Genomic DNA, 12,471 nt, shown 5'->3' with positions numbered 1-12,471 from the left:
TTTATAATTTTTCATGATGTGTAAATTTTAGATTCATATAGTAGACGCAACTTTTAAAAAAAAGATGCATCTCCTTACTATAAATTTACAAAAATCAATCCTAAGCCAATCATATCAATGGTTTTCTTTACTTAAATTCATTAAGATTGTTACGGTGTTTAATATACTAAGCTTTTATTTTATTAGTATATCTTTTTAGTTCTTCTTTTACTTTTGGAGCCAATAAAACCAGCCCTATCATATTAGGAACCATCATAGCAAATACTAAAGCGTCAGAAAAATTAATAACAGCCCCTAGAGTTGCTGCTGCACCAATAATAGTAAAAATGCAAAATATAATTTTGTAAACATTACCAGTTCTTCTTTCTCTTCCAAATAAATAAGACCAAGCCTGGTAACCGTAATATGACCAAGATATCATAGATGAAAAAGCAAATAAAATTACCGCAATAGCCAATACATAAGGAAACCACGATATTCCGCTCTCTAAAGCTTTTGCTGTTAAAATAGCGCCTTGTTCATTAGATATAGATGCTCCTACTGTTAATTGTCCGGTTATAATTAAGACCAAAGCTGTCATGGTACAAACTACTACAGTATCTATAAAAGGTTCTAATAAAGCTACTAAACCTTCGCTAGCGGCATATTTAGTTTTTACTGCAGAATGTGCTATAGACGATGAGCCCACACCTGCTTCGTTAGAAAAAGCTGCACGCTGAAAACCTTGAATTAACACTCCTATAAACCCTCCAGCTATACCTTGCGGATTAAAAGCACCATTCCAAATAGCCGAAAAAGCATTGGGTATACTCTCATAATTAATAACCAAAATAGTTACTACTGCTAAAATATATACTACTACCATTAAAGGCACAACCTTGTCTGTAACTTTGGCTATTTTTTTTATTCCGCCAATAATAACAATACCAACCAAAGTAGCCATTATTAAACCAAATAGCCATCCTTTACCATAAATAAAACTCTGCTCGCCTCCTGTTACATATTCAAATAATTTAAACGCTTGGTTTACCTGAAACATATTTCCTCCTCCAAAAGATCCGCCAACACACATTATGGCAAATAGAATAGATAAGCCCTTACCTAATTTAGAAAAGCCTAACTCTCCTATTCCCTTTTTTAGGTAGTACATAGGCCCTCCAAACACTGTTCCATCTGCTGCTATTTCTCTGTATTTTACCCCTAAGGTACATTCAACAAATTTAGTAGCCATACCTAACATGCCTACTAAAATCATCCAGAAAGTAGCTCCTGCCCCACCAATAGATAAGGCTATAGCTACTCCAGCAATATTACCCAAACCAACTGTTGCAGATAAGGCAGCAGTTAGTGCTTGAAAATGAGAAACCTCTCCTTCTCCTTCTACTTTTAAAGTATCTAGAATATCTTCTTTATTGTCTGGTTTGTCTATAGCATCATACTTACCTCTAACAACATTAATAGCTGTTTTAAAGCCTGTGATATTAATTAGTTTAAAGTATATAGAAAAGTATAACGCTCCTATAATTAATACTATTAATACCCAAGGTATACCTACTGTTTCTGTAATTGGTATAGAGGCAAACATTAGGTTTACAAACCAACCAGTACTATTACTAAAAAAATCGTTGATTAGTTGATCTATTCCTTGATTTTGTTCTTGAATATTAAGAAATAATGAATTAAAAAGAGTTACTATACTGATCATTCGTTTTTTTTTGCCGCTATTAGTTTTTAGAACTGCTAGCGATGTTGACTGCTGCTAAATTGCTAACAAATAAGACAATACAAAAGCTTACGCAATGCTGAAATTTGCTTAAGTAAGTACTTAAGCATATGATTAAGCACGCTAAATAAGATTGTTAATAACCTAAAAGAAAAATCAGTTAATAGCTTTGTAAGAATTCTTACATTTGAAAACAACTATAAAACTTGTGCATATCCTAACATATAAACAGGATAAAAGCCGAAAAGTTACTTATAAAAAATTGGGCATTCATTGCTAAAAGCACTTAAAATTGATTTTTTTTGAAAAGGGAATAAAATATTGCGGATTAAAACTCTTAAAAAATGATTAAAAGAAATAACACCAATTAAAGACCTTTAAAAAAGTTTAAACACAAAATAATATAACATGAAATTTAGATCCTTACTTTTTACCTTAACTTTAATTTTTACAACTTTTTGCTATTCTCAAGTTAGAGTGGGTGATTTTAGTGTAGATACGTATAAACACAGCAAGTTAAATAAAAAAACTTTAAATCGATTTACCACAAAAACCACAAAATTTGTTTTACCTAAATTTTATTCTAAATCAACTTTTGAAAGCATCTTAAATGAAGTTTGGGATGTTACTCCTTATGAATTAATAATGGATAACGATTTTAATGATTCAAAAGTAAAAGTAGACGACGTTTTAGCTCAATTTATGAATATCGGTATTACTAAATCAAAATCTACAGGAATGAAAGTTGATTATGGGTTTCACATTTTAGATTTTCACGTAGTTGATAAATTAAAGAAAAAGCCTAAAGAAGGTAAACTAAAATGGTATTCTTCAAAAGTAGGAACTATCTATTTTACACCAGATATTAGTTTGAGACAACAAGCAGGTGCAAACTCTAAAGAATTAAAAGGTGATTTATTAAACTTTAGGCTAGGTTACTTGAAAAACTTCTTGCAATTTACCAACAACTCTATCAAAAATAAGATCTCAACTGACCTTTATGATGATTATGTAAAGTCCGAACTTAAAAATGTTAAAAATAGTACAATCTACATTGATAAGACTTTTCTTTATGGATACAATCCCTGGAAGGTAACAGATAAAAAATCACCAGAAATAGAAGACTTAATGAAAGATTTTTCATTTGATTATAAAATCGTTGAATACAAAGAAATAGAAAAAATGATCTTAGATAATCAAGCTACAGACTTTTATTATTTAATGTATAATCAAATTAATTCTAACAAAATAATAACTATTATTAATGGTAATACTGGTGATATAATTTACCAACAGCATTCATTGATGTCATTTAACATTAATTCAAAAGACTTTAAGGAACTGGATAAAAAAATAAAAAAGCTTAAATAAGAACTTTGGACAGCATTGACTATAAGTAATTACTTGTTCTCGCCTACTTCTGAAAATTCACTAACGTACAGTTCGTACTTTGTGTTAATTTCTCTCGGATTTTCAGTTGAGGAATGTTCTTGCAAAGTTAACAGCTAACCTAGGCAATTACTTATGGTCGATACCCGTTAGCAAACATTGAATACTTCAAATACAAATAAAATAATTCATCAAATGAAGAATATAATTGGAATTTTAATACTTTGGATTGGACTAGTAAGTTTTGACCTAGGTTCTGGAACTGCATATCTAAAATGTAAATCGGAATCTGGACGAACTGAATTTTATGCTGAATTGCAAGATATTGAAGGGTTACTTGAAAAAGCAATTCTAAAAATTGATGAAACTGAACTAGAATACAAAACTAACGAAGGACATATAATTTTTGATCCAAAAAATGGAGTTTTAACAATGTATATAGTTGACTTAGAAAACAAAGAAGACTATTTGAGTCACCAATACATTCAATTTTGGTCAATACCTTCAACGTTCAAGATTGTAAAGAACGAAAGACATCACCAAATCTATGAGTTCAAAGCCAAAATATATGGAACTGAGCCGAGAAAGCAAAAAGAATTTAATACTCCTATAATTACTTTAAACTGCAGACTTGAATATGAAATATAACGTTTACTTACAACACCTAAGTTAATACACAGTTTAGCCAAGCCTTTGGCTTACATATGAATAAAACTATATTATATATTATCATAGGAATTTTAATCACTTTTTGCTCTACAACAAAAAATGTAAATATTGAGAAAGAAAAGTCAAGCAACGGAAAACCAATTACCTATGACTTTGCTGATAAAATTAGTAAAGAAAAGTTAGATTTTATTAAAAAAAACTATAATTGGAGTACTGAAAAATACTTATCATAAACTACAGACAACCTATAAATAATTGTCATTTTGATAATAACAAAATTACATCTGAAGGAAAAAAATGGTGGAAGAACTTTTATTCAAAAATTGATATTAGTGAATGTTTAAATATAACAGTTTTAGCAAATGGCGAACGAGTAATGAAGAAATTAGATAGCGTTAATTACTTTGACGATAAATATAATTTTTTATTGACCAATTTTTTTAAGAGAAAGAATTCTTGTTTTGGGTTTTAGTTATAAATAGTGATGGCTTTTATATTCAATTTAATGGGCATTATTCTGAAAGACAAGTAGCAAAATACATCGAAAACCTTAAAAAGTAAAACGTATTAGAACAATAGCAATAAATAATTGTTTGTTCTAGCTTACTTCTGAAAGTCTAAGAAGATTTTCTATTCAATTTATATATTAAATATTAGTCTCTTAAAAACACAATGAAATCATACACAACTTCACCAAAAAACAACATTTATAAATGTGTTGTATTTACAACAATTACACAAAAAAAGAAAATAAAAAAGAAAAAAACCTGAGTAGAACTCAAGCTTTTTTGGAATCTAAAAAGAGATTGTGTCATTATTAGGGAATCTCTTTTTAAGAACAGTAATTAATTTTTGGGGATTAAGTCTGTTTGTTTATCTGTTATAAATATAAAGTGTTTTTAGAGCTAATGGTTAGAAAATGTTGTAAACTAATTGAAATATGTTGTAAAAAACATTATTAACTTCTTAACTTTAAAACATTTACAATATCGGCTAACTTATATCCTTTAGCTTGCAATAGAATCAAGTAGTGAAATAATAAATCTGCAGATTCATTTAAGAACAAATCATCATTAGAATCTTTTGCTTCAATAACTACCTCAACTGCTTCCTCTCCTACTTTCTGAGCTATTTTATTAATTCCTTTTGCAAACAAAGAACTTACATAAGAGTTACTATCTGAACCTTCTATCCTATCTTTAATAACACTTTCTAAATCTGTTAAAAAACCAAATGTTTGTTCATTAACTTCTCCCCAACAGGTATCTGTTCCTTTATGACAAGTTGGTCCTTTTGGATTAACCTTAATTAACAAACTATCATTATCACAATCATTTGCTATACTTACTAAGTTTAAATAATTACCGCTTTCTTCACCCTTAGTCCACAAACGTTGTTTGCTTCTACTATAAAAAGTTACCAAATTAGTCTCTATGGTTTTTGTGTAGGCTTCTAGATTCATGTATCCTAACATCAATACATTTTTAGTATTTACATCTTGAATAATCGCAGGCACCAAACCACTTTTTTCATTAAATTTTATATTCATTTTTCTTCTCTTTATAATATTCTGAAACAAGCTCAGAATGACGTTTTTACAAACGCACTGGAATATTATTTTGTTTTAAATTTTGCTTTAACTCTGGAATAGCTATTTCTCCAAAGTGAAACACACTGGCTGCCAAAGCTGCATCTGCTTTTCCTAGCTGAAATGCATCTATAAAATGTTCTTCATTTCCTGCTCCACCAGAAGCTATAATCGGAATTGAAACTTCTTTATTTAGCTTAGCCAAAGCTTCATTTGCAAAACCAGATTTAGTACCATCGTTATTCATTGAAGTAAATAAAATTTCTCCTGCTCCTTTTTTCTCTACTTCTTTAGCCCATTCAAACAAATCTAAATCAGTAGCAACTTTGCCTCCTACCAAATACACTTTCCATTCATTATCAACCTTTTTAGCATCTATAGCTACTGTTACACACTGACTACCAAATCTTTTAGATAAATCGGTTATTAAGTCTGGTCTTTTTATTGCTGCAGAATTAATAGCAATCTTATCTGCTCCAGACTGCAACAAAACCTCAGCGGCTTCAATAGAGTTTACTCCCCCTCCTACTGTAAAAGGAATGTTTAACTGCTCTGCAACAGATAGCACCAGCTTTTTTAATGTTGCCCTTCTCTCTTCTGTAGCTGATATATCTAAGAATACCAATTCGTCTGCTCCCTCTAATGCATACTGTTTAGCTAAGGCTACAGGATCTCCAGCATCTCTAAGATTTACAAAATTTACTCCCTTTACCGTTCTTCCGTTTTTGATATCTAAACACGGTATGATTCTCTTAGTTAACATTTTTATTTTTTAAAATTAAATTCTCAATTTGTTTCAAGCTTATTCGTTGTTCATAAATAGCTTTTCCTATAATAACACCTTCACAACCTAAATCAAGTAATTTAGGTAACTCTTCAAAACAAGATATTCCACCAGATGCAATTAATTTTAAATCTGAAGAATTCGATTTTATAATTTCATCATACTTTTTAAATGAAGGTCCTTGTAACATCCCGTCTTTAGATATATCTGTACATATTACATACTGAATCCCTTTGGAAACATAAGTACTAATAAAATTGACTACTTCTAAATCCGAATTTTCTAGCCATCCATTGGTAGCAATCATTCCGTTATTAAAATCTGCTCCTAAAATTATTTTTTCTGAACCGTATTGATGGATCCATTTTATAAACAATTCTGGTTCTTTAACAGCTATACTTCCTCCTGTTATTTGCTGAGCTCCAGATTCAAAAGCTATTTTTAAGTCTTCATTACTTTTTAATCCTCCTCCAAAATCTATTTGCAAATTGGTTTTAGTAGCAATCTTTTCTAAAACTTTATAATTAACAATATGTTTAGCTTTAGCTCCGTCTAAATCTACTAAATGTAGATATTTAATCCCGCTTGCTTCAAACTCTTTAGCTACTTCTAAAGGGTCTTCATTGTATATTTTTTTAGTGTTGTAATCTCCTTTAGATAAGCGAACACATTTTCCTTCTATTATATCTATTGCTGGTATTATTCTCATTGATTCAATTTTTAATCAACCCTGAACTTGTTTCAGGGTCTTAAATTTCAATTACTTTTAATAAAGGATTTGATTTTTTTATCAAATTCCATTTCCATTCTTTATGCCAGTTTTTTATTTGTTTCTCTCTTTTTCTAGCTTTTATATTATCATTGAACTCTTCATAATAGATTAAATCATAGACATTATATTTCTTTGTAAAAACTGAACCATTTCCTGATTTATGTCTTGATAATCTCTGCTTTAAATTATTAGTAAATCCAACATATAAAACCGTTCTATTTTTATTTGACAATATGTAACAATAATATTTTTTCATATTTTAAAAAGATTCTGAAACAAGTTCAGAATTTTCGCTAAAGGCTCAAAAAATTAGATAATATTTTTTCTCCTACTAATCCACTTTTTTCAGGATGAAATTGTACTCCATAAAAATTATCCTTGTTTAAAGCTGAAGCATATGATATACCATAATTAGTAGAAGCTATTTGTTCCTTACAGTTTTCTGCATAATAACTATGAACCAAATACATATATTCATCTTCTTTAACTCCGTCAAAAAGTCTAGTTTTTAAATTTTTAATTGTATTCCAACCCATTTGAGGTACTTTAACTCTATAATCGAGATTTAGTTTACTTTGTTCATCTTTAAAACTTGTGAATTCTACCTCTTCATTATTTGATGCTTTTTTGAAATCATTTTTTGCTATTGACGAAAACCTTTTAATATTGGTATTAAAAACACCTAAGCCTTTGGTATTTCCTTCCTCTGTTTTATTACACAGTAACTGCATTCCTAAACATATTCCTAAAACAGGCTGAGTCAATTGAGGGATTACTTGATCTAGTTTATTCTGCGTTAACCTATTCATTGCAAAACTAGCTTCACCTACACCTGGAAATATGACTCTATCGGAGCTAAACAACTCTTCTATAGAGCTCGTTAATTTTGCCTCTACCCCTAACCTCTTAAATGCAAACTGAATACTCTTAATATTACCTGCTCCGTAATCAATTATACTTACTTTCATTTTATAAAACTCCTTTAGTTGATGGCAATACCATATTGTTTACATCTCTCTTTTTTGCCATTTTAATTGCTTTAGCAAAAGCTTTAAAAATAGCTTCAATCTTGTGGTGTTCATTTACACCTTCAGCCTTTATATTTAGGTTAGCCTTAGCCCCATCTGTAAAAGATTTAAAAAAATGAAAAAACATTTCTGTAGGCATTTTGCCTATCATTTCACGATTAAATTCTGCATCCCATTCTAGCCAGTTTCTACCTCCAAAATCAATTGCTACTTGGGCTAGACAATCATCCATTGGTAAGCAAAAACCATATCTCTCTATTCCAAGCTTATCCCCTAAAGCCTCAGAAAAAACTTCTCCTAAAGCTATAGCAGTATCTTCTATAGTATGGTGCTCATCTACTTCTAAATCTCCTTTTACTTTGATATCTAATTCTAATTGTCCGTGTTTGGCTATTTGTTCTAACATATGATCAAAAAATGCTATACCAGTATCTATTCTACTTTTTACTTTACCATCTAAATTTAAAGTTATAGCTATATCTGTTTCATTTGTTTTTCTATAAACTGTAGCCGATCTGTCTGTTAATTTTAAGAACTGATATATCTCTTCCCAATCATTACTTTCAATAGCTATAAACTTATTCAATTCTTGTTGAGTAACAGAAATCTCTCTAGTTCCTAAATTGGTTTCATCATTTATATATATACCTTTAGCTCCAAGGTTTTTTGCTAGTTCAATATCTGTCAGTCTATCGCCTATTACAAAAGAGTTTTTCAAATCATAATCATCAGAAAAATATTTAGTAAGTAAACCTGTACCAGGTTTTCTTGTATTAGCTTCTTCCGCAGGAAAAGTCCTATCTATACATATATCTGAAAATATGACTCCTTCATTCTCAAAAGTTTTTAAAATAAAATTGTGTACTGGCCAAAAAGTATTTTCAGGAAAAACTTCAGTTCCTAAACCATCTTGGTTGGTTATCATTACTAATTCATAATCTAACTCTTTGGCTATTTTTGAGAGATAACTTAAACACTTAGGATAAAAAATCATCTTTTCAAAAGCATCTATTTGCTCATCTACAGTTTCTTTTATTATTGTGCCATCTCTATCTATAAACAATACTTTTTTTGCCATTACAATTCTTTTAAAGTGTTAATTAATATTTTGTTCTCGTTTGGTGTACCAATAGTTATTCTTAAACAGTTTTCGCATAAAAACTGTTTAGTTCTATTCCTAACTACAATACCATTCTCAATAAGTTGGTTGTATCTTTTAGTAGCATTATCTACTTTCACTAGTAAAAAATTAGCATCAGAGGGATAAACTTTTTTGACATAACTTATATTACCCAATTCTTTTATCAAAATTAACCTCTCTGAAAGTAAAGTCTTTAATTGTTTATCAAAAACATCCTTTTGGTTTAAAACCTCAATAGCCTTCTCTTGAGTTAATTGATTGACATTATAAGGAGGTTTGATTCTATTTAAAATTGAAATAATTTCTTTAGATGCATAAGCAATACCTAATCTTATTCCTGCCATACCATATGCTTTCGAAAGAGTTTGAGTTATAATTAAATTAGGGTAATCATTCAACCTAGAAAGCCAAATTTTATCTAAGGTAAAATCTATATAAGCCTCATCTAATACTACTATTCCATTAAATCTTTTCAGTAACTCTTCTACTCTACTTGTTTCGAAACAATTTCCTGAAGGATTATTTGGGGAACACAAGAACAAAAGCTTAGTATTAGCTGCGTTTAACTTTAATATTTCTGATACATTCGGCTGAAAATTAGATTCTAAAGGAACTTCTTTTATCTCAATATCATTAGTGTTCGCTAATACATTGTACATTCCATAAGTAGGTGGTAAACTTATTACTGCATCAATCCCTGGCTCACAAAATGCTCTAAATATTAAATCTAGTATTTCATCACTTCCATTACCCAATATTATATTTTCAACTTGTACACCTTTTTGTTGCCCCAATACTTCTTTTAGTTTTAATTGCTTAGGATCTGGGTACCTGTTGATTATAGATGGATTTGGGTTTTCATTAGCATCTAAAAAAATATAATCTTTAGACAACCCTTTAAATTCATCTCTGGCAGATGAGTAAGGTTGCATTCTTTTTATATTGTCTCTTATTAACTTATCTAAGTTCATTTTCAATTTCTTTTAATCGTAAACTAACTGCATTTTTGTGAGCTTGTAGTCCTTCTGCTTCTGCCATTAACTCTATTGCATTCCCTATTTTCTGAATTCCTTGTTTAGTTATTTTTTGAAAAGTCATGCTTTTCAAAAAACTATCTAGATTAACTCCAGAATAAGATTTTGCAAAACCATTTGTAGGCAAGGTATGATTAGTTCCTGAAGCATAATCACCTGCACTTTCTGGAGTATAGTTACCTATAAATACAGAACCAGCATTTTCTATATTCTCAATAAAATACTGTTCATTGTCTGAACAGATAATAAAGTGTTCTGGTCCATATTCATTAATTAACTCAATAGCATTAGTTATATCTTCTACAAGAATTAATTTAGAATTTTCTATAGCCTTTGTTGCTATTTCTTTTCTCGGTAATTCAGCCAATTGTTGAGTCAATTCTTTCTCAACAATTGCAATTATAGTCTCACTAGGAGATACTAATATTACTTGACTATCGGCACCGTGTTCTGCTTGACTTAATAGATCTGAAGCTACAAAACTAGGAATAGCCGTTTCATCTGCATATACTAATAATTCACTAGGTCCGGCAGGCATATCAATAGCCACTTCGTACTTAGTAGCCAGTTGCTTTGCTACCGTTACAAACTGATTTCCTGGACCAAATATTTTATAAACTTTAGGTATAGTTTCTGTTCCAAAAGTCAACCCTGCAATTGCCTGAATTCCCCCTACTTTAAATATTTTAGTCACTCCACATAGTTGAGCAGTATATAAAATTGCTGGATTAACATTTCCTTCTTTATCTGGCGGTGTACACAAAATAATTTCTTTACAACCAGCAACTTTTGCGGGCACCGCTAACATTAACACCGTAGAAAACAAAGGTGCCGAACCACCTGGTATGTATAAACCAACTTTATTTATTGGCTTTTTTTCCTGCCAACAAGAAACCCCTTCTATCGTTTCTTTTACAATCTTACCTGTAGATTGTGCTGAATGGAAAAGTTCAATATTATTTTTAGCCAATTTTATGGCTTCTTGTAAATCTTCTGACACTTTTAAAACAGCGGCAGAAATTTCAGTTTCGCTTACTTCTAATTCATCTATTTTAATACCATCAAAAAAGTTTGTATATTTTTTTAATGCTAGATCTCCTTTCGTTTTTACTTCAGAAAATATTTGCTCAACCGTTTGCTCTATATCTTCTACAGATTGAGTTGGTCTCTTTAATAAATCTGACCATGAATCTCTTTTTGGATTAATTACTTTGTTCATTTTTAATATACTTTTATAATACCATTTTTTCTATTGGACAAACCAAAATACCTTCAGCTCCTTTTTCTTTTAACTCATCTATAATTTCCCAGAATTTGTTTTTATTAATTACCGTATGCAAAGAGCTCCACCCTTCTTCTACTAAAGGTAGAATTGTAGGACTCTTCATTCCAGGTAGCAGAGACACAATATCATCCAATTTATCATTTGGAGCATTCAACAACACATACTTATAATTACGAGCTTTTAAAACCGATTGAATTCTAAATTGAAGCTTACTTAATAAGCTTTTTTTATCAGAAGTTAATTGAGGTGAAATAGCCAATACTGCTTCAGAAGTTAATAAAACTTCTACCTCTTTCAAGTTATTTTTAAACAAAGTGCTACCACTAGAAACTATATCGCAAATTCCATCTGCTAAACCAATATTAGGTGCTATTTCTACAGACCCATTAATTTTATGAAGATTAACACTTATCCCTTTTTCTTGCAAAAAATTATTAACTGTATTAGGATAAGAAGTAGCTATGCGCTTATTTTTAAAGTAATTTAAAGAAGAATACTCTTGCTCTTTTGGTATCGCTAAAGATACTCTACACTTAGAAAACCCTAGTTTTTCGGCTATGGTTATATCTGTGCCTTTCTCTATTAATACATTCTCTCCAATAATAGCGCAATCTACTACGCCATCTCTTAAATATTGAGGAATATCTCCATTACGCAAATAATAAACCTCTAGATCAAAATTTGAAGCTTGGGCTTTTAATTGGTCTTTTCCATTATCAATAGAGATACCACAATCTTTTAAAATTTTAAGAGAATCTTGATTTAACCTTCCTGACTTTTGAATTGCTATTCTTAATTTACTCATTTTGTTTGTTAGTGTGTTTGAGTAAATCTAGATGAAGAAAATAAGAAGCTAAATAGCAACAAAAAACCCGTCTGATTTACTCAAACGGGTTTAAAATATATCTTTAATTTATTCAATACATTTTCAGCTCGCCTGAGTGCAAGTATGAAAATGATGATGATGTAATTGAATAAAATTCATTTCTGTTTTTTGTCTGTACAAATATTTATAAAACTATTTTACAAATCCAAATAAAATTAAATAAAAATATTTT

13 protein-coding genes are annotated in these 12,471 nt (G+C 29.9%); 3 read left to right on the top strand and 10 right to left on the bottom strand.

Translation table 11 applies throughout. The features are described 5' to 3' along the window. Window positions 1-166: 166 nt before the first annotated feature. Window positions 167-1,705 carry an alanine/glycine:cation symporter family protein gene (locus ACFQ1O_RS08665; protein ID WP_377715422.1) on the bottom strand — a complete coding sequence of 513 codons (1,539 nt, stop codon included), beginning with the start codon at window positions 1,703-1,705 and terminating at the stop codon, window positions 167-169. Window positions 1,706-2,131: 426 nt separating this feature from the next. Between ACFQ1O_RS08665 and ACFQ1O_RS08660 the strand changes: the two genes are divergently transcribed. The 3 genes from ACFQ1O_RS08660 (at window position 2,132) to ACFQ1O_RS08650 (ending at window position 4,014) form a co-directional block, all read left to right on the top strand. Beyond that, complete coding sequence (locus ACFQ1O_RS08660; RefSeq protein WP_377715421.1) at window positions 2,132-3,094, top strand: hypothetical protein; 963 nt, start codon at window positions 2,132-2,134, stop codon at window positions 3,092-3,094. 213 nt (window positions 3,095-3,307) lie between these two features. After that, complete coding sequence (locus ACFQ1O_RS08655) at window positions 3,308-3,760, top strand: hypothetical protein (RefSeq protein WP_377715419.1); 453 nt, start codon at window positions 3,308-3,310, stop codon at window positions 3,758-3,760. A 56-nt stretch (window positions 3,761-3,816) separates the two neighbouring features. After that, complete coding sequence (locus ACFQ1O_RS08650) at window positions 3,817-4,014, top strand: hypothetical protein (RefSeq protein WP_377715417.1); 198 nt, start codon at window positions 3,817-3,819, stop codon at window positions 4,012-4,014. Window positions 4,015-4,739: 725 nt separating this feature from the next. On the opposite strand, the gene hisIE is transcribed toward ACFQ1O_RS08650, so the two are convergent. The 9 genes from hisIE to hisG are packed head-to-tail and all read right to left on the bottom strand — an operon-like array spanning window position 4,740 to window position 12,218. Then, on the bottom strand, window positions 4,740-5,330 hold the full coding sequence (gene hisIE, locus ACFQ1O_RS08645) for a bifunctional phosphoribosyl-AMP cyclohydrolase/phosphoribosyl-ATP diphosphatase HisIE (RefSeq protein ID WP_377715415.1): 591 nt from the start codon (window positions 5,328-5,330) through the stop codon (window positions 4,740-4,742). 46 nt (window positions 5,331-5,376) lie between these two features. Beyond that, window positions 5,377-6,132 carry an imidazole glycerol phosphate synthase subunit HisF gene (hisF, locus tag ACFQ1O_RS08640; RefSeq protein WP_377715413.1) on the bottom strand — a complete coding sequence of 252 codons (756 nt, stop codon included), beginning with the start codon at window positions 6,130-6,132 and terminating at the stop codon, window positions 5,377-5,379. Further along, entirely contained in the window at window positions 6,122-6,862 is a 741-nt protein-coding gene (hisA, locus tag ACFQ1O_RS08635) for a 1-(5-phosphoribosyl)-5-[(5-phosphoribosylamino)methylideneamino]imidazole-4-carboxamide isomerase (protein ID WP_377715411.1), read from the bottom strand. Before hisA ends, hisF begins: the two co-directional genes overlap by 11 nt. A 40-nt stretch (window positions 6,863-6,902) precedes the next feature. Further along, complete coding sequence (locus tag ACFQ1O_RS08630; RefSeq protein ID WP_377715409.1) at window positions 6,903-7,181, bottom strand: GIY-YIG nuclease family protein; 279 nt, start codon at window positions 7,179-7,181, stop codon at window positions 6,903-6,905. A 37-nt stretch (window positions 7,182-7,218) separates the two neighbouring features. After that, on the bottom strand, window positions 7,219-7,893 hold the full coding sequence (locus ACFQ1O_RS08625; protein WP_377715407.1) for an imidazole glycerol phosphate synthase subunit HisH: 675 nt from the start codon (window positions 7,891-7,893) through the stop codon (window positions 7,219-7,221). Between the two features lies 1 nt (window position 7,894). Next, entirely contained in the window at window positions 7,895-9,031 is a 1,137-nt protein-coding gene (gene hisB, locus ACFQ1O_RS08620; protein WP_377715405.1) for a bifunctional histidinol-phosphatase/imidazoleglycerol-phosphate dehydratase HisB, read from the bottom strand. After that, on the bottom strand, window positions 9,031-10,065 hold the full coding sequence (gene hisC, locus ACFQ1O_RS08615; protein ID WP_377715403.1) for a histidinol-phosphate transaminase: 1,035 nt from the start codon (window positions 10,063-10,065) through the stop codon (window positions 9,031-9,033). The genes hisB and hisC overlap by 1 nt, the downstream gene beginning before the upstream one ends. Beyond that, a complete protein-coding gene (hisD, locus tag ACFQ1O_RS08610; RefSeq protein WP_377715401.1) occupies window positions 10,052-11,347 on the bottom strand; it encodes a histidinol dehydrogenase in 1,296 nt (431 codons plus the stop codon). Before hisD ends, hisC begins: the two co-directional genes overlap by 14 nt. A 13-nt stretch (window positions 11,348-11,360) precedes the next feature. After that, window positions 11,361-12,218, bottom strand: a complete 858-nt coding sequence (hisG, locus tag ACFQ1O_RS08605; protein WP_377715399.1) for an ATP phosphoribosyltransferase — start codon at window positions 12,216-12,218, stop codon at window positions 11,361-11,363. Window positions 12,219-12,471: the final 253 nt, after the last annotated feature.

Origin of the sequence: Pseudofulvibacter geojedonensis (assembly GCF_042675745.1) — a bacterium.
Taxonomy (GTDB): domain Bacteria; phylum Bacteroidota; class Bacteroidia; order Flavobacteriales; family Flavobacteriaceae; genus Pseudofulvibacter; species Pseudofulvibacter geojedonensis.
This window is presented reverse-complemented; position numbering and strand designations above follow the sequence as displayed.